Here is a 16,568-nt window from a genome sequence, read left to right as displayed (position 1 = left end):
ACCGTGTCCGTACGCGCCGTCCGTGGAGCCACCCAGCTGGTCAGCGACACGCGCGAGGAGATGCTCGACAGGGTCGCCGAGATGGTCACCGAGGTGATGGCGGCAAACCGGCTCGACGTCGACGACTTCATCTCGGTGATCTTCACTGCGACCTCGGACCTGGTCGCGGAGTTCCCGGCGTACGCCGCCCGTCAGCTCGGCTTCGGAGAGGTCCCGCTGCTGTGCGCCCGCGAGCTGGAGATCGAGGCCTCGATGCCGCGCGTCGTGCGGATGCTCGCGCACGTCGAGACGGACCTGCCGCGGGCGGAGATCACGCACGTCTACCTGCACGGTGCGGCGATGCTGCGCACGGACCTCACCCGGGTGCGGTCGATGCCCGATGACTGAGTTTCGACAGGCTCAACCACCGGGCTCGGCTCGACCACCGGGCACGCCCGGCCCGGCCCTGGTCGGTCCCGTGCACGTCGTCGGCACGGGGCTGCTCGGAACGTCGATCGGCCTCGCGGCACGTGCCGCCGGCATCCCGGTCTGGCTCAGCGACGCCAACGCCGAGCACCTGCGCACGGCGATCAGCCTGGGAGCAGGCACGCAGCCGCCCGCCGACGGCGCGCCACAGCTGGTGGTCGTCGCGGTGCCGCCCGTGCACATCGCGGAGGTGGTGCTCACGGCGCTGGAGTCCGGCGCCGTGGTCACCGACATCGGCAGCGTGAAGGCGCTGCCGCTCGAGCAGATCAGCGACCACGCGTCCGAGGCCGACCTCGCCCGCTACGTCGGCAGCCACCCGATGGCGGGCAGCGAGCGGTCCGGCCCGCTCGCCGCGAGCGCGGCCCTCTTCGACGGTCGACCCTGGGCGGTCACGCCGCACGTGCACGCCGACCCCGGCGCCGTCCTGCTGGTGGAGGCGCTCGTCGAGCTCTGCGGAGCCACCACGGTGCGGCTGACGCCCGTCGAGCACGACCTGGCCGTTGCCCGGACCTCGCACCTGCCCCACCTCCTGGCCGTGCTCGCGGCGTCGCAGCTGGCGGAGGCGGTGCCCGACCACCTCTCGCTCTCCGGGCAGGGCGTGCGCGACGTCACTCGGGTCGCGGGCGGTGATCCGGACCTCTACGGCCAGATCATCCGGGCGAACGGGTCCGCGGTGACCGACCTGCTGCACGCCGTACGCCGCCAGCTGGACGAGCTGATCGCCGCCGTCGAACAGCGCTCGCCCGACGACCTCGTCGAGATCCTGAACCGCGGCGTCGCCGGCACCCGGGCCATCCCGGGCAAGCACGGCGGACCGAGCCTGGAGACGGCCGAGGTCTACGTGCTGGTGCCCGACCACCCCGGTGAGCTCGCCCGGCTCTTCGCGGACATCGGCGAGATCGGCGTCAACGTCGAGGACCTGCACATCGACCACGACCCCGGCAGGCCCGCGGGTCTGGTCGAGGTGGTCGTCGACGTGGGTGCCGCCGAGCGGCTGCGGGCCGCGCTCGAGGAGAGGCACTGGACGGCCCACCGCTAGACGACCAAGTCCAAGAGGTCGCACGCTGCGCGCCGCCCATCACGCACGCTTGCTGCGTTCTCGTCGGTCAACGCGGCGCTGCCGCGCCTTCCCTCCTCGGCCTTGCCATCGCACGCGCTGAGCGACGCTCGCTTGCACGACCCCTCGGACTTGGCCGTCTGGCTGGCGGAGTCCTCGCCGCGCCACCGGTAGGATTCTTCCCGGCGCAGACGCGCCTCACGAGCAGCAGCGGACGGGCGACAAGGGCGGGAGCCGAAGTGGTGGGCGCAGTACCTCGACCAGGGGTCGTCGTCGCGATGGACGGTCCGTCCGGCTCCGGCAAGTCGAGCACCGCCCGCGGGGTGGCCGAGCGCCTCGGACTGCGCTACCTCGACACCGGCGCGCAGTTCCGCGCGATGGCCGTCTGGATGCTCGCTCACGGCGTCGACGTCCACGACCCCGAGGCCGTCGGCGCGCACGCCGCGGAGCCCGTGCTCGTCTCCGGCACCGACCCGCTGCAGCCGACGATCACCCTCGACGGGGAAGACGTGGCCACGGCGATCCGCTCCGCGGAGGCGACCACAGCGGTCAGCCCCGTGGCGACGGTGCCGGCGGTGCGCCGGCGCCTGCTCGAGCTGCAGCGCGAGATCATCTCGGCCGCCCTGGGCGAGGGCGGCGTCGTCGTGGAGGGCCGCGACATCGGCTCGGTCGTCTGGCCGCAGGCCGAGGTCAAGCTCTACCTCACTGCCGACCCGTCCGCGCGCGCCGCACGACGGGCGGCGGAGAACGGCAGCGGCTCGGTCGAGGCGACCGAGGCCGACCTGCTGCGGCGCGACGCCATCGACTCCGGCCGCGCCGCCGCGCCGCTCGTCGTGCCTGAGGGCGCGTTGCACCTCGACACCACGCCCTGGGACCTCGACGAGGTGATCGACCGGGTCGTCGCCATCGTCGAGGACGCCCGCGAGGCATCTCCGGCGCACCGGACATCGTCGTGACCGTGGCTCCCGGGCGCCGCTCCTCGTCGGCCCACGTGGAGCTTCCCCGGTCGGCCGACGTCCCGCACCCACGGCAGGCGCTGCTCCGCCGCAACCGGTTCTGGGCGGCCCGGGTGCTGCACCGCCGGTGGGACCTCACCGTGCGCGGTGCCGAGCAGATGCCGTCGGACGGCCCCGTCGTGGTGGTCGGCAACCATGTCGGCGTGATCGACGGTCCGCTGATGGCGATCGTCTCGCCGCGTCCGGTGCACGTCCTGACCAAGCGTGAGATGTACGACGGCAAGCTGGGCGGGTTCCTCATGGCCAGCGGGCAGATCCCGGTCCATCGCGAGGGACCCGACCCTGCGGCGGTCAAGTCCGCGCTGCGGGTGCTCCGCGACGGCGGTGTGGTCGGGGTGTTCCCGGAGGGCACGCGCGGCGCCGGCGAGGTCGACCGGGTGAAGCCCGGAGCGGCGTACCTCGCGATGGCGGCGGGCGCCACGGTCGTCCCGGTGGTGTTCCTGGGCACCAGGCTGCCCGGTGGCTCGAACAACTCGCTGCCGCCGCCGCGCAGCCCGATCGTGATGAGCTTCGGCCCGGCGCTCGAGGTCGCACACTGCCCGTGGCCGCGACACCAGCCCGACACGCACGCGCTCAGCCAGCAGATCCGCACGGTCCTGCTGGACACGCTCGCCGAGGCCCAGCGGGCCACCGGCATGACGCTTCCCGGGCCGATCCCGGGCAATGACAAGGAAATCCTGTGACAGAGCAGAACGACGTGCCGACCCCCAGCGACGAGCGGTCAGAGCCTGGGTCGGACCTGAGGGTCCCGATCCTGGCCGTGGTCGGCCGGCCCAACGTCGGCAAGTCCACGCTGGTCAACCGCATCATCGGTCGCCGCGAAGCCGTCGTCGAGGACGTGCCGGGCGTCACCCGCGACCGGGTCTCGTACGACGCGACCTGGAACGGGCGGGCCTTCACGGTCGTCGACACCGGCGGGTGGGATCCCGATGCGCGCGGCCTCTTCGAGCGGATCGCGGCCCAGGCCGAGGTCGCGGTGTCGCTGGCCGACGCAGTGCTGTTCGTGGTCGACGCCACCGTCGGCATCACCGACTCCGACGAGGCGGTCGTGAAGATCCTGCGCAAGAGCGGGCGTCCGGTGGTCCTCGCGGCCAACAAGGTCGACGACCAGCGGGCGGAGGCGGAGGCCTACGGGCTGTGGAACCTCGGTCTCGGCGAGCCGTTCGCCGTCTCCGCGCTGCACGGCCGCGGCTCGGGTGACCTGCTCGACGCGATCCTGGCCGCACTGCCCGAGACGCCGGAGGAGAGCTTCGCCCCGGTGGGCGGTCCCCGCCGGATCGCGATCATCGGCCGGCCCAACGTCGGCAAGTCCTCCCTGCTCAACAAGCTCGCGGGGGAGGAGCGCGTGGTCGTCGACGACGTCTCCGGCACGACCGTCGACCCGGTCGACGAGCTGGTCCAGCTGGGCGGCCGGACCTGGCGGTTCATCGACACCGCCGGGATCCGCAAGCGCGTGAAGACGGCATCCGGCCACGAGTACTACGCGTCCCTGCGCACCGCCACCGCCATGGAGCGTGCGGAGGTCGCGCTGCTGGTGATCGACGGCAGCCAGTCGATCTCCGAGCAGGACATGCGCATCATCCAGACCGTCCGGGAGTCAGGGCGTGCTCTGGTGATCGCGTTCAACAAGTGGGACCTCGTCGACGAGGAGCGTCGCTACTACCTCGAGCGCGAGTACGAGCGCGAGCTGGTGCAGGTCCAGTGGGCGCCCCGCGTGAACATCACCGCGCGCACCGGGTGGCACATCGACCGGATCGTGCCGGCGCTGGACGCGGCGCTGGGCGGCTGGGAGACCCGGGTCTCGACCGGCACGCTCAACGCGTTCCTGGGCCGGCTCGTCGCCGAGCACCCACACCCGGTGCGCGGCGGCAAGCAGCCGAGGATCCTGTTCGGGACGCAGGCGCAGACCTCGCCGCCGACCTTCATCCTGTTCACCTCCGGCAAGCTCGACGCCGGGTACGAGCGCTACATCGAGCGCAGGCTGCGCGAGGAGTTCGGCTTCGTCGGCACGCCGATCGCCCTTCAGGTGCGCCCGCGGGAGAAGCGCAAGCGCTGAGCGATGCGGTCGGCCCTCACTCGGCGGTGATCACCGCGGCGCCGATGATCCCCGCCCGGTTGCGGAGCGTCGCGGGGATGATCTCGGTGTCGATGTCGATCAGGTGCAGGAAGTGCGGCGCGTCCTTGCTGACGCCGCCGCCGACGACGAACAGATCGGGCGAGAACAGCTTCTCGAGCGTGCGGTAGTACGTCGTCAGCCGGCCGGCCCACTCCTTCCACGACAGGTCCTCGCTGGTCTTGATGCTCGCAGCCGCGCGCGTCTCCGCACCGTGTCCGTCGATCTCGAGGTGGCCGAGCTCGGAGTTGGGCACCAGTACGCCGTTGTAGAGCAGCGCCGAGCCGATCCCGGTGCCCAGCGTCGTCAGGATCACCAGGCCGGAGCGGCCCTTCGCTGCGCCGTACCGGAGCTCGGCGACGCCGGCGGCATCGGCGTCGTTGACCACGTGCACGTCGCGGCCGAGCCTGCGGGTGAGCAGCGCGTCGGCGTCGGTGCCGATCCAGTCCTTGTCGATGTTGGCGGCCGAGTGGACCACGCCCGCCCGGACGACGCCGGGGATGGTCACCCCGACCGGCCCGGTCGCCTCGGGGAACCGGCCGACGAGCTCGACCATCACCTCGGCCACCGCTTCGGGGGACGAGTGCGCAGGGGTGGGGATCCGCTCCCGGTCGGCGGCGAAGTCCCCGAGGGTGAGGTCCACGGGGGCAGCCTTGATGCCGCTGCCGCCGAAATCGATGCCGATCGGATGGGTCATGAGCGAAGTCAACCAAAGACCGCGACGTACCCGCGCGTAGCAGCCCGATTCGGACCCGACCGGCGGGACACGGTAAGGTTCCCCTCGCTCGCCACGGCGGGCGTTCGGGCTGTGGCGCAGCTTGGTAGCGCACTTGACTGGGGGTCAAGGGGTCGCAGGTTCAAATCCTGTCAGCCCGACCGGGCGATGTCTCCGCACACACCTGGACCCGCGCAGCGCGGGTCCAGGTGTTCGTCGTTTCCACGCGTGCCGTCCGGTCCGAGGCCGGGTGGCGGCGACGTTTCGTCCCCGAGCGTGCGGGAACTACTAGGGAGCCCTTGCGGTCGCCGCCGCACATCTCCTAGGAGGCCACCATGGCTGTCGCACTCGGGGTTCTCCTGTTCGGTCTCGGTCTCGTCGTGACTCGGCGAGCGATGCAGCCAGAGTCGGGGGAGCGGTCCGGCCCGGTGCACGGCGAGGTCGGGCACTCCTGACCGATGACCGTGGACAGCCAGATGGTCCTGGACGGCCGCTACGCCCTCGACGAGGTGATCGGGCGCGGTGGCATGGCCGACGTGTACCGGGCGACCGACCAGCTCCTGCTGCGCCCGGTGGCGGTCAAGATGCTCCGGGAGATCGCCGAGCCGGGGCAGCGGGAGCGGTTCATCGCCGAGGCGCGCACGCTCGCTTCGCTCAGCCATCCGGGGCTGATCACGTTGCTCGACGCGGGCATCCTGGCCGATCGCCCCTACCTGGTCATGGAGCTGGCGACGGGTCCGACGCTCTCGGCCTGCATCGCGGAGGGCCCGGTCGATCCGGAGCGGGTCCGCTCCGTCGGACGTCAGCTGGCCGAGGCACTCGCCTACGCGCACGACCGGGGCGTCGTGCACCGCGACATCAAGCCGAGCAACGTGCTCCTCTGCGACGACGAACGGGTGCTCCTCGCCGACTTCGGCATCGCCACCCTGGTCGGCGCCGTCGAGCACCACACGAGGACGGGGGACACGATCGGGTCACCGGCGTACCTCGCCCCCGAGCAGGTCGCGGGCGAGCCGATCGGTCCGGCAGCAGACCTGTTCTCCCTTGGGTTGGTCCTTCTCGAGTCCCTGACGTCCGTCCGCGCCTACACCGGGTCGGCGATCGAGGCCGCGATGGCGAGACTGCAGGCGGCTCCCGAGATCCCGGACGAGATCGATCCCGCGTGGCGCTTGCTCATCGCCCGGATGACCCGGCGCAACCCGGAGGACAGGCCCGCCGCGGCCGAGGTCGCGGCAGAGCTGGCCGGTCTCGGTCCCGCGAGGCCGGCTGTCGCCCGGCTGGAGCAGGCGTCGATCGCGACCGGCGACCTCGAGGTCACGCAGGCGCGCCGGGTCCCGTCCGCGCAGTCCACCGATGACGAGCCGCTGCCGGGCGGACCGGCTCCGAGACGGCGAGTCCTGTGGGCGTCGGTCCTGGCCGGCCTGCTCGCGACGGGCGCACTGGCCGCTGTCCTCGCCATCAGTCCGTGGGACCACCCGCAGAGCTCCGGGTCCAGGACGGATGTGCCGTCCGGAGTACCGAGCCGGCTGCAGCAGCCGTTGTCCGACCTCCATGACGCGGTCGACGGGCACCAGCCGTGAGCCGTCACCGGATCGCCGCGGTGGTCGTGGCCACGACCTTCGCCGTGAGTGGCTGCGGCAGCGCCGACCAGGCACCGTCGGCGGCGGACCAGGTGCCGCACCTCGACGTCATCCTGCACCGGATCGACGCGGCGCTCGTCGACCACAAGTTCGCCGCCGCGAGGCAGGACCTGCACGCGCTGAAGGCCGCCGTGCTGAAGGCACGCGATGCGGGGGAGCTGCAGGACGACGACGCCGCCCGGGTCCTGAGTGCCGCCAACGAGCTCACGGCCATGCTGCCCGCCCCTGTAGCCACCCCTTCGACGACACCGTCGGGGTACGAGACGTCCCCCTCGACCACTGCTTCCCGGCCGAGCAGGACGAAGTCCGCGAAGCCCCACGTCGAGCCGTCCACGATCCCGACCGGCACACCCACGACGACACCGACGTCCAGCCCGACCGGAAGCGCGTCGCCGAGCGCGAGTCCGACGTCGGGAGTCACGCGTGAGGCGAGCCCGACCGGATCGCCGACCAGCCCCTGACCCAGGACCGGTAGACGCGAGTGCCCCCGGCCGCGGAGGCCCCGCCTACTGCGGCCTGGCGTACGCCGCGACGCCCGTGTCGTACAGCACGCACGCCTCGGCGCCGTCGACCCAGGCGTCGTGCCCAGCCTCGATGAGGACGACGTCGCCGGGGCCGATGGAGCCCTCGGTGCCGTCGTCCATCCGAATCGTCATCCGCCCCGAGACGCAGATCCCGGTGTGCCTGACCTGGCAGGAGTCGGTGCCGGCGATCGGCTTGACGTCCTCGGACCAGCGCCAACCTGGTTCGAACACGCCCTTCCCGAGCGTGAAGTCGCCCAGGGTCACCACGTCCATCTGGCCGTGGGCCCGGAACGGCCTGGTCTCGTGCGGCTTCTCGATGTTCTGTGAGTCGAGCGATGCCACGGCTGCCTCCCGGTGAAGTGGGGCCGCCCGGGATCGACCTGCGATGCCTCCAACCTAGGACGATTGCGCTCGGTTGGACAGGGGCGGGGCTTACGGAGCCATGACGTCTGCCGCGCCCGCCCCTGCACGGCGGACGGCTTCGGGTTCAGAGGATCGGCTTCCCGCCGGTCACGGCCACGCGGGCACCGGAGATGTAGCTGGCCTCGTCCGACGCCAGCAGCACGTAGACGGGCGCGAGCTCGACAGGCTGGCCGGCGCGTCCCAGCGGCGTGTTCGCGCCGAATTCCGCCACCTTGTCCGGTGGCATCGTCGAGGGGATCAGCGGGGTCCAGACGGGTCCCGGTGCGACGCTGTTCACCCGGATGCCCCGGTCCCCGAGCATCTGCGCCAGGCTCGCCGAGAAGTTCGCGATGGCGGCCTTGGTCGCGGCGTACGGTGCCAGGGTGGGGTTCGGCATGTCGGAGTTCACCGACGAGCTGCCGATGATCGACGAGCCGGGACCCATGTGGGGGACCGCCGCCTTGCAGAGGTGGAACATCGCGGAGAAGTTGGTCGCGATGGTGTGGTCCCACTCCTCGTCGGGGATCTCCTCGAGCGTCTCGTGCGTCATCTGGTACGCCGCGTTGCTGACCAGGACGTCGACGCGGCCGAACTCCTCGACGGCCTTCGCGACCACGTCGCGGCAGTGCTGCGGGTCGGCGAGGTCACCGGGGACGAGGACGGCCCTGCGGCCCGCGTCCTCGACGTACTTGGCCGTCTCGGCGGCGTCGTCGTGCTCGTCGAGGTAGGAGATCAGGACGTCGGCGCCCTCTCGGGCGTACGCGATAGCCACGGCACGCCCGATGCCGCTGTCGGCACCGGTGATCACGGCGGCCTTTCCCTCGAGGCGCCCGTGGCCCTCGTAGCTGTCCTCGCCGCAGTCCGGTCGCGGCCGCATGTCGGCCTGGCTGCCGGGCGGTTCCTGGTGCTGTGGGGGTCGGTCCATCTGCCGCGGATACCCGATGGCGCGAGCACCATGCGCGACAGCGGATCTCCTCAGGCGCCCGGCAGCTCCGCCTCCAGCTCCGCGGCGAGCGGGTTGCGTGGCTCGGCGATCACGTGCTCGAGCAGGACGAGGACCAGGACCCCGCCGATCACGCAGAGGGCGGCACTGACGCGGTAGGCGACCTGGTAGCCGTCGGTGAGCGCGATCGGCGGCAGCACGCCGTCGCGCACCTGGTGGGCGGCGTGGCGCAGGGCGAGCGTGACCAGGCTCGCCAGCCCGAGGGCGCCGCCCACCTGCTGCATCGCGGCCTGCACACCGGACGCGAGCGAGGAGTCCTGTCCGGTGACCTCGTGCAGCGAGGCGTTGCCGATCGTCGGGAACGAGACGCCGGAGAAGAACCCGAGGAGGACCATCCCCGGCACGATGTTGCCGGCGTACGACGCATCGACGCTGATCGTGCCGGCCAGGTACAGCCCGACCGCGCAACCGAAGAACCCGACCGCGAAGAGCGGCTTCACGCCGATCCGCGGCATCAGGGCGGTGCCGATGCCGATGCCGGCGCCGATGCTGAGGCCGAACGGCAGGTAGGACAGACCGCTCTTCAGCGGAGACCAGCCGAGCACCTGCTGCTCGAAGAGCGTGAGCAGGAAGAAGTAGGTGAAGAAGGACGAGGCGAAGAACAGGGTCACGAAGTTCGTGACGACCCGGGTCCGGTTGCGGAAGAAGGAGAGCGGGATGAGGGGCGCCTGGGAGACCGACTCGATGTAGAACATCAGCGCGAGCAGCAGCAGCCCGCCGAGCAGCGGCACCAGCACGTTGGCCGAGCCCCAGGAGTGGCTGGCCGCCTCGATCAGCCCGTCGACGACCAGGATCAGCCCTGCCGTGCCGGTGATCGCACCCCAGTAGTCCGGACGCCGCGCGTGCTGGGTCATCCGGCTCTCCGAGACCAGGCGCGGCACCATGGCGAACGCGAAGATCGCCACCGGGAGGTTGATGAAGAAGATCCATCGCCAGTCCGCGAGGTCCACCAGGACGCCGGAGATCACCGTGCCGGACGTGCCACCCAGACCGGCGATGCCGCCCCAGAGGCCGAGCGCCTTCATGCGCTCGACCGGGTCGGGGAACAGCACCGCGATCAGCCCGAGAGAGGCCGGCGCGGCGAGCGCCTCGCCGGTGCCCTGGAGGAACCGGGAGATCACCAGCATCTCCGGGTTGGCCGCGGCGCCACAGGTGGCGGACGCGATCGCGAAGACGCCGAGGCCGAGGGAGGAAGAGCCGCCGGCGCCCGAAGACGTCGGCCAGCCGCCCGCCGAGCAGCAGCAGCCCGCCGGCCATCAGGACGTAGCCGTTGACGACCCAGGCGAGACCGGACTGGGAGAACCCGAGGTCGTCCTTGATGTTCGGGAGCGCGACGTTCACCACGGTGACGTCCAGGATCAGCATGAACTGGATGAGCCCGAGGACGCCGAGCGCCTTCCAGCGGCGCGGGTCGGCCGCGGGGGTTGTCAGATCGCTCACGGCAAGGCCCTTCGTCCGGTCACTCCCGGCCCGGGGCCGTGACTGATGCCTGACCTTGGCACAGCCGTACGTTGCCCCGAAAGATCATTTCGGGCCAGAGCCGACGAACCACGACTCCCCGGGACAGCCGGTCTAGAGTCGTCGGCATGGGCGACGCCTGGCAGCGCGACTGCGTGCCGCTGGAGGTCGAGATGATCAGCCTCCACCGCGGCACCCCGCGGCCACCGCGTCGTGCCCGGGAGCCACGACGGCGCCCACGGCTGATCCGGCGGCTGCTGACGGCCGTCAGGCGGGTTTGCACCGCGCGCTGACCGGTTTCGTCGGCTCTCGCCGCGGGGTGCCGAAGGTCCCCCGGACGGGGTGCGTGCGGCCCTGCGGGTGCGGGCGGGGGAGCGGGATGCTGGAGGACATGACGAACCAGGGCACGATCGCGGTCGCGTACGACGGGTCGCCGGATGCGCAGACCGCCCTCTGGTGGGCGGTGCGGATGGCGATGCACAGCGAGCAGCCGGTGGTCGCGGTCATCGCGACCGCGGACGACGATCTCTCGCCGCAGGGCTCCCTGCTCTCCGGGGGACACCTCGAAGAGGTTCGTGCCTCCGCCGACAGCATCCTCGAGGAGGCCTTCGAGGTGAAGACCTCTGTCGAGACGAGGTCGGGACCGCCGGTCCCGGTGCTGCTCGAAGCGGCCCACGACGCCGCGATGCTCGTGGTGGGTAGCAGGGGCCACGGACAGGTGGCCGGGGCCGTCGCCGGCTCGGTGAGCCAGCACCTCGCCCGGCACGCACCGTGCCCGGTCGTGGTCGCGCGTCCGGTCGCTCATCCCGGTGCGCACCGCATCGTGGTCGGCGTCGACGGGTCGGGCGGCAGTGCCGCAGCGCTCGAGTTCGCCTGCCGGCATGCCGAGCTGACCGGCGAGGAGGTCCTGGTGGTGCACGGGTGGCGCGACGGCACCGCGACCGGGACGACGCGTCGCGAGGTGCCGCGTCAGTTCATGGAGCGGATCGCCGAGGAGGAGCGGCTGCTCGCGGAGACCGTCGCAGGTGCGCGGGCCGACCATCCCGGCGTACGCCTGGAGACGGCGGCGATACCGGTGGTTGCCTGGCGAGCCCTTGCCGACGCGTCAGCGGTGGCGTCACTCGTCGTGGTCGGCTCGAGGGGGCGCGGCGCATTCGCCGGCATGCTGCTCGGCTCTGTCAGCCAGCAGGTGCTGCACCACGCGCAGTGTCCTGTCGCCGTGGTCCGCTGAGGCCGTCGAGGGAGGCCTCCATGGCCTCGACGAGTGCCTCGAGCGAGTGCTCGCGCGTCTGCTCCAGGACCTGCTCCGGCTCTCCGGCCAGGTCGAGGCGCCGGCACACCTCCTGGTCTCGCACCAGCGCGGCCACGTAGACGGTGCCGGGCGGCTGGCCCTCCTCGGGTTCGGGGCCACCGACTCCGGTCGTCGCCACGACGGCGTCCGCGTCGAGCAGCTCCGCCGCACCGTGCGCCATCTCCAGGGCGCACTCCCTGGTCACCACCGGCCCGCGCGTCACCCCGAGCACCTCGAACTTGACCTCCGACGCGTACGCCACGACGCCGCCGCGAAACCACGCGGAGGCGTCGGGGCCCGCACCCAGGTCACCGGCGAGGAGCCCGGACGTCAGCGACTCCGCGACACCGACCCGGAACCCGTGACGGGAGGCGAGGTCGGCAACCACTTGGACGCGGTCGGCATTGTCGGTCATGTTCCTCCTGCGGACGCCAAGAGCGGCGATGCACGGTCAGGGACCGCACACCGCCGCTCTCGTCGGGTCACGTGAAGATGCTCACGCCACCGGGTCCGACCAGCAGACCCACGATGATCAGCACGATGCCCCAGAGCACTGCACCGCGGACAAGGCTGACGATCCCCGAGATCACCAGGATCACCGCCAGGATCCAGAGAATGAACTCCATGTCAGTGCCGCCTCTCCTTCGGAATGTCATGCGGCCCTTCGGCCGCTCCCTCCCTTGATCGCGCGCTGAGATGTGCGTCGGTGTCCGCGCGGTCGGCGTCCGTGGCCTGTTCATGCGCACGTCCCCGGTCGCGGACCCACATCGTGACGAACCCGATGGCGATGAGAACCGCCAACGTGGCCATCAGGACGCCGGCCCATGCACTGTTGTTCATCGGGCACCTCCTCGGCTCGCGGCACATCTGGTACCCGCCGCAATCGAGGGCATGCACCCGCGTCGGGTCTCGCACTCGCATGCACGTGCGAGAGCATGAAGCAGAGGGGCCGCGGGTACGGCTCGGCCATGGGTGGGCGGAGCCGCGGGACCATGCGCGTCTCGGCGACGGGCGTCCTCCTTCTCGGGTTCCTGGGTGCCGGCTGCACCACCGGTCACCCGTCGAGCACGTCGGCCTGGCAGAGCGCGAGTGACCGGGCTCTCGGGGAGGTCATCTCCGGTCTCGGGACCGCACGCCTGGTCGTCCAGCAGGAGCAGCGCAACCGGCTCCAGCACACCTACTCGGTCGAGGCGGTCACCGACAGCATCGAGACCAGCGGCCGGGAGATCTCCAGCTACCAGGTCCAGCAGCCGCCCGACGACCTGCACCGGGCGAACGCCGCCGTGGGTGATGCGCTGGACGAGGCGTCGTCGCTCCTGGTCGACGTACGGGTCGCGCTGGCGTCGCCCGGCCTGACCGAGGAGTCTGCGCGTCGGCTGGTCCAGCGCATCGACGACCTTCGCGACCAGCTCGACCAGCTCGACAAGACCGTGGAGAAGTCCCCGGGAGCCGTGGGCGCCGGATGAAGAAGATCTTCGAGGTGGCGCTGGGCATCCTCACCGCGATCGGCGGGTTCGTCGACATCGGTGACCTCGTCTTCAACGCGCAGACGGGTGCCCGGTTCGGCATGTCCCTCGCGCTGGTGACGATCACGGGCGTCGTGGGGATCTGCGTCTTCGCGGAGATGTCGGGTCGTGTGGCTGCCTGCAGCGGGCGCGCCACGTTCGACCTGGTGCGCGAGCGGCTCGGGCCGCGCGTGGGGGTGCTGAACCTCTTCGCCTCCGTAGCGGTGACGGTGATGACGTTCATCGCCGAGATCGGCGGTGTGGCGCTGGCGATCATGCTCCTGACATCGCTCTCCGAGTTCCTCATCGTGCCCTTCGTCGGCCTGCTGGTCTGGGCGGTCCTCTGGCGGACGAAGTTCACTGTGATGGAGAACGTCGTGGGTGTGCTGGGCCTGTGCCTGGTCGCCTTCGCCGTTGCGCTGTGGCAGCTCGGTCCCTCGTGGGGCGACCTCGCCTCGCAGGCTGCGACGTTCGCGAAGCCGGGCAAGGAGGACTGGCTGACCTACGGCTACTTCGCCGTCGGCCTGTTCGGTGCCGCGATGACGCCCTACGAGGTGTTCTTCTTCTCCTCCGGTGGGGTGGAGGAGAAGTGGACGGAGAAGAGCCTGGGCATCATGCGCGCCAACGTGCTGATCGGCTTCCCGCTCGGTGGACTGCTCTCCGTGGCGATCGCCGGCTGCGCAGCGGTGGTCCTCGGTCCGCTCGAGGTCGACGTGTCGTCCCTGAGCCAGGTCGGGCTGCCGGTCGCCGTCGCGCTGGGCAAGATCGGCGTCGCGGTCGTCGTCATCGGCTTCGTCGCGGCGACGTTCGGCGCCGCCTGCGAGACCGGTCTGTCGGCCGGCTACTCGCTGGCGCAGTTCTTCGGCTGGCAGTGGGGGAAGTTCGTCCGGCCGAAGCAGGCGGCGCGCTTCCACCTCCTGCTCATCCTCGCGACCGTGCTGGCCATCGGGGTACTCATGACCGGGGTCGACCCCATCCTGGTCACCGAGCTCTCGGTGGTGTTCTCGGCTGTCGCGCTCCCGCTGACGTACTTCCCCATCCTGGTTGTCGCCAACGACCGCGACTACCTGGGCGAGCACGCCAACGGAGCACTCTCGAACACGCTCGGCACGATCTTCCTGGTGCTGGTGGTCGTCGCCGCCGTGGCGGCGATCCCACTGATGATCATCACCCACATGGGCGCAGGGATGTGAGGACATGACGGAGACCGGTGCCGAGGATCGCCGCCACACCAACCGGCTCGAGGGGCCGTGGCTGGACGCGGCCCTGCACCTGATGGACCGGCAGGTGGTCGACATCGACGGGATGATGGTCTGCAACGTCGACGACCTGGAGATCACTGACGGCGGTGGGCGGGAGCTCTCCGTGACGGGACTGCTCGTCGGCCCGGCCGCGCTGGTTCCGAGGTTCTCGGGCCGTCTGGGCGGCTGGCTCCGGGAGATGTGGGTCAGCCTCGGCGTCCAGTACGCCGGACGCGAGCTGCCGCTGCGGCTGGGCCTCGACCTCGTGGAGCACGTGGGCTCCGACGTGCGGCTCCGGGTGGGGCGGGAGGGCCTCCTGGACCGCCAGTCCCCGGCGGCGCCAGGTGTCACGCTGCGGCGGATGGACGCCCTACTCGGCATGGACGTCGTGCTGGACGGGACGTCGAAGGGGCACGTCCTCGACGTACGTCTCGAACCACGCCGGCGCGAGTCGCGCCTGGTGCTGCGCAGCCTCGTCGTCGGCAGAGGCCGCCCGGGGTCGCTGCTCGGCTACGACCGCGGCGACGTCAGCGGTCCGTGGCTGGTCGACGCTGCGGTCCGCTGGCTGCACCGGCACACCGTCGAGCTCGGCATGGGCGGCGTCCGCAGCATCGACTGGGAACGCGGCCTGGTCGAGGCCAGTCGATCGCCCGGCCCCCTCGAGGCGCGCTGACCGTTCGGGCGGCACGCATGGCCCGAATGGGTCATTTCGTCGCGAAAGGCGTCATGTATCCGACGGCCCGGTCGTTTCTCCTGTCGAGAGACAACCGAGGAGACGACATGACCACCGAAGCAGCGCTCGCGCCGGACGCCACCGCGTCGGACGTCTGCGGCTGCGGTCAGGACCTCGACTGCTGCGAGCGCGAGCACTGCCCGCGCTGCGGTTGCGAGATCCACCGCGCAGCCTGATCCCCACCGCCCGACGCGCCCCGGCGCGATACTGGCGCATGGACTCCTCGACCCTGCGCGCGGCGCAGGCTCCGCTCAAGGCGCGATACCGCGACGACCCCGGTGCCGCACTCACGCCGCTGACCGCAACCGGCAGCTTTGCCGAAGACGGGATCACCTGCACCGTCGCCGGGTTCGCCGGGCCGGTGCGAGCCGGGCTGCACGCGGCAACCGGCGGGGACGGCAGCGACGCGTGCTCGGGTGACATGCTCCTCGAGGCCGTGCTCGCCTGCGCAGGAGTGACCCTGCGCAGCGTCGCGACCGCCATGGGCCTCGAGCTCGGCGTCGTCGCCGTCCGTGCGGACGCGACCTTCGATGCGAGGGGCACGCTCGGCCTGGACCGGGCCGCACCGGTCGGCATCCAGGGACTCGTCATCGGGTTCGCCATCACCGGCGACGTGGATCCTGAGGCACTCGAGCGCCTCGCGCGCTCGACCGAGCGCTACTGCGTGGTCGGCCAGAGCCTGCGCGAGCCGCCGCGAGTCGTCGTGCGGCGCGTCGGGTGAGCCACGCTGCACCCGAGTGAACCCGAGCCCACGGATAGGGTGGCCCCGACATGAGCGGCACCAGGGGAACCCGCATGGCCAGACGCGACGACGCAGACCGGTCGACCGTCTGGACGCTGCCCAACGCCGTGAGCGCGCTGCGACTTCTCGGCGTACCGGTGTTCCTGTGGCTGGTGCTCGGTCCCGAGGCCGACGTGCTCGCCGTGCTCCTGCTGATGGTCTCCGGCTTCACCGACTGGCTCGACGGCTACCTGGCGCGGCGGTTGAACCAGACCTCCAAGCTCGGCGAGATCCTGGACCCGGTCGCCGACCGGCTCTACATCCTCGCCGTCGTCATCGGCCTGGCGCTGCGCGACATCATCCCGTGGTGGGTCGCCCTGATCCTGCCCGCGCGCGACGCCTTCCTCTGGTGCCTGGTCCCCTTCCTGCGCACGCGCGGCTACAGCGCGCTGCCGGTGCACTTCCTCGGCAAGGCGGCCACCTTCAACCTGCTCTATGCATTCCCGTTGTTGTTCATCGGCGACGGGAGCGGCACCGTGGCGACCCTGGGCAAGATGTTCGGCTGGGCGTTCGCGATCTGGGGAATCGGGCTCTACTGGTGGGCCGGACTCCTCTATGCGTGGCAGGTGCGCAAGCTGCTGGCGGATCGTGACCGCAGGGCGCCCGACCTCGGGACCGGTTGAA

General features: G+C 71.3%; 22 protein-coding genes, 1 tRNA gene and 1 pseudogene. 16 read left to right on the top strand and 8 right to left on the bottom strand.

The genetic code is table 11. The annotated features are described in order from the left end of the window. Window positions 1–3: 3 nt before the first annotated feature. The 5 genes from aroH to der all read left to right on the top strand — a co-directional run bounded on the left by aroH (window position 4) and on the right by der (window position 4,594). Window positions 4–387 (top strand): chorismate mutase, encoded by a 384-nt coding sequence (gene aroH, locus ACVW00_RS10320; protein ID WP_457110811.1) that lies wholly within the window; start codon window positions 4–6, stop codon window positions 385–387. After that, complete coding sequence (locus tag ACVW00_RS10315; RefSeq protein WP_457110810.1) at window positions 380–1,504, top strand: prephenate dehydrogenase; 1,125 nt, start codon at window positions 380–382, stop codon at window positions 1,502–1,504. Before aroH ends, ACVW00_RS10315 begins: the two co-directional genes overlap by 8 nt. A gap of 296 nt (window positions 1,505–1,800) precedes the next feature. After that, window positions 1,801–2,478: a (d)CMP kinase gene (gene cmk / locus ACVW00_RS10310; RefSeq protein WP_457110809.1), complete on the top strand. Its 678-nt coding sequence runs from the start codon at window positions 1,801–1,803 to the stop codon at window positions 2,476–2,478. Between the two features lie 2 nt (window positions 2,479–2,480). Continuing rightward, window positions 2,481–3,221 (top strand): lysophospholipid acyltransferase family protein, encoded by a 741-nt coding sequence (locus tag ACVW00_RS10305; RefSeq protein WP_457110808.1) that lies wholly within the window; start codon window positions 2,481–2,483, stop codon window positions 3,219–3,221. A 14-nt stretch (window positions 3,222–3,235) separates the two neighbouring features. Continuing rightward, window positions 3,236–4,594 (top strand): ribosome biogenesis GTPase Der, encoded by a 1,359-nt coding sequence (gene der, locus ACVW00_RS10300; RefSeq protein ID WP_457113098.1) that lies wholly within the window; start codon window positions 3,236–3,238, stop codon window positions 4,592–4,594. A gap of 16 nt (window positions 4,595–4,610) precedes the next feature. Here the strand turns inward: der and ppgK are convergent, their stop codons facing one another. After that, a complete protein-coding gene (gene ppgK / locus ACVW00_RS10295) occupies window positions 4,611–5,348 on the bottom strand; it encodes a polyphosphate--glucose phosphotransferase (protein ID WP_457110807.1) in 738 nt (245 codons plus the stop codon). Window positions 5,349–5,453: 105 nt separating this feature from the next. Between ppgK and ACVW00_RS10290 the strand changes: the two genes are divergently transcribed. From ACVW00_RS10290 to ACVW00_RS10280, 3 genes are all read left to right on the top strand, one after another. After that, window positions 5,454–5,527, top strand: a tRNA-Pro gene (locus ACVW00_RS10290). Window positions 5,528–5,824: 297 nt separating this feature from the next. Continuing rightward, window positions 5,825–6,946 carry a serine/threonine-protein kinase gene (locus ACVW00_RS10285; protein WP_457110806.1) on the top strand — a complete coding sequence of 374 codons (1,122 nt, stop codon included), beginning with the start codon at window positions 5,825–5,827 and terminating at the stop codon, window positions 6,944–6,946. Beyond that, the gene (locus ACVW00_RS10280) at window positions 6,943–7,467 is read left to right on the top strand and encodes a hypothetical protein (RefSeq protein ID WP_457110805.1); all 525 of its coding nucleotides are present in this window, start codon (window positions 6,943–6,945) and stop codon (window positions 7,465–7,467) included. The genes ACVW00_RS10285 and ACVW00_RS10280 overlap by 4 nt, the downstream gene beginning before the upstream one ends. A gap of 45 nt (window positions 7,468–7,512) precedes the next feature. Here the strand turns inward: ACVW00_RS10280 and ACVW00_RS10275 are convergent, their stop codons facing one another. The 4 genes and pseudogenes from ACVW00_RS10275 to ACVW00_RS10260 all read right to left on the bottom strand — a co-directional run. Next, entirely contained in the window at window positions 7,513–7,872 is a 360-nt protein-coding gene (locus ACVW00_RS10275) for a cupin domain-containing protein (RefSeq protein WP_457110804.1), read from the bottom strand. A gap of 145 nt (window positions 7,873–8,017) precedes the next feature. After that, window positions 8,018–8,857 (bottom strand): SDR family oxidoreductase, encoded by an 840-nt coding sequence (locus tag ACVW00_RS10270; protein WP_457113097.1) that lies wholly within the window; start codon window positions 8,855–8,857, stop codon window positions 8,018–8,020. A gap of 50 nt (window positions 8,858–8,907) precedes the next feature. After that, a complete protein-coding gene (locus ACVW00_RS10265; RefSeq protein ID WP_457110803.1) occupies window positions 8,908–10,062 on the bottom strand; it encodes an MFS transporter in 1,155 nt (384 codons plus the stop codon). A 121-nt stretch (window positions 10,063–10,183) separates the two neighbouring features. Further along, window positions 10,184–10,300: pseudogene (locus ACVW00_RS10260) on the bottom strand (hypothetical protein); the annotation flags it as partial. 221 nt (window positions 10,301–10,521) lie between these two features. On the opposite strand from ACVW00_RS10260, the gene ACVW00_RS10255 reads away from it, so the two are divergent. Both ACVW00_RS10255 and ACVW00_RS10250 read left to right on the top strand, forming a co-directional pair. Next, a complete protein-coding gene (locus ACVW00_RS10255) occupies window positions 10,522–10,686 on the top strand; it encodes a hypothetical protein (protein ID WP_457110802.1) in 165 nt (54 codons plus the stop codon). A 98-nt stretch (window positions 10,687–10,784) separates the two neighbouring features. Continuing rightward, on the top strand, window positions 10,785–11,624 hold the full coding sequence (locus ACVW00_RS10250) for a universal stress protein (protein WP_457110801.1): 840 nt from the start codon (window positions 10,785–10,787) through the stop codon (window positions 11,622–11,624). On the opposite strand, the gene ACVW00_RS10245 is transcribed toward ACVW00_RS10250, so the two are convergent. The 3 genes from ACVW00_RS10245 to ACVW00_RS10235 form a co-directional block, all read right to left on the bottom strand. Further along, a complete protein-coding gene (locus tag ACVW00_RS10245) occupies window positions 11,572–12,099 on the bottom strand; it encodes a CinA family protein (protein ID WP_457110800.1) in 528 nt (175 codons plus the stop codon). The genes ACVW00_RS10250 and ACVW00_RS10245 overlap by 53 nt on opposite strands. Before the next feature lie 67 nt (window positions 12,100–12,166). Next, window positions 12,167–12,310 (bottom strand): GPGG-motif small membrane protein, encoded by a 144-nt coding sequence (locus ACVW00_RS10240; protein WP_457110799.1) that lies wholly within the window; start codon window positions 12,308–12,310, stop codon window positions 12,167–12,169. A 1-nt stretch (window position 12,311) separates the two neighbouring features. Continuing rightward, a complete protein-coding gene (locus ACVW00_RS10235; protein ID WP_457110798.1) occupies window positions 12,312–12,524 on the bottom strand; it encodes a hypothetical protein in 213 nt (70 codons plus the stop codon). A 95-nt stretch (window positions 12,525–12,619) separates the two neighbouring features. Between ACVW00_RS10235 and ACVW00_RS10230 the strand changes: the two genes are divergently transcribed. From ACVW00_RS10230 to ACVW00_RS10205, 6 genes are all read left to right on the top strand, one after another. Beyond that, window positions 12,620–13,150, top strand: coding sequence for a hypothetical protein (locus tag ACVW00_RS10230; RefSeq protein WP_457110797.1), 531 nt, complete (start codon window positions 12,620–12,622; stop codon window positions 13,148–13,150). Further along, window positions 13,147–14,382: an NRAMP family divalent metal transporter gene (locus tag ACVW00_RS10225; protein WP_457110796.1), complete on the top strand. Its 1,236-nt coding sequence runs from the start codon at window positions 13,147–13,149 to the stop codon at window positions 14,380–14,382. Before ACVW00_RS10230 ends, ACVW00_RS10225 begins: the two co-directional genes overlap by 4 nt. A gap of 4 nt (window positions 14,383–14,386) precedes the next feature. Beyond that, window positions 14,387–15,103 (top strand): hypothetical protein, encoded by a 717-nt coding sequence (locus tag ACVW00_RS10220; RefSeq protein WP_457110795.1) that lies wholly within the window; start codon window positions 14,387–14,389, stop codon window positions 15,101–15,103. A 107-nt stretch (window positions 15,104–15,210) separates the two neighbouring features. After that, window positions 15,211–15,339: a hypothetical protein gene (locus ACVW00_RS10215; protein WP_457110794.1), complete on the top strand. Its 129-nt coding sequence runs from the start codon at window positions 15,211–15,213 to the stop codon at window positions 15,337–15,339. 38 nt (window positions 15,340–15,377) lie between these two features. Continuing rightward, entirely contained in the window at window positions 15,378–15,884 is a 507-nt protein-coding gene (locus tag ACVW00_RS10210) for an OsmC family protein (RefSeq protein ID WP_457110793.1), read from the top strand. A gap of 74 nt (window positions 15,885–15,958) precedes the next feature. Then, window positions 15,959–16,567 (top strand): CDP-alcohol phosphatidyltransferase family protein, encoded by a 609-nt coding sequence (locus ACVW00_RS10205; protein ID WP_457110792.1) that lies wholly within the window; start codon window positions 15,959–15,961, stop codon window positions 16,565–16,567. Window position 16,568: the final 1 nt, after the last annotated feature.

The organism is Marmoricola sp. URHA0025 HA25 (genome assembly GCF_054059435.1).
The sequence above is the reverse complement of the archived record's forward strand: the minus strand, read 5'-3'. Positions and strand labels throughout refer to the sequence as shown.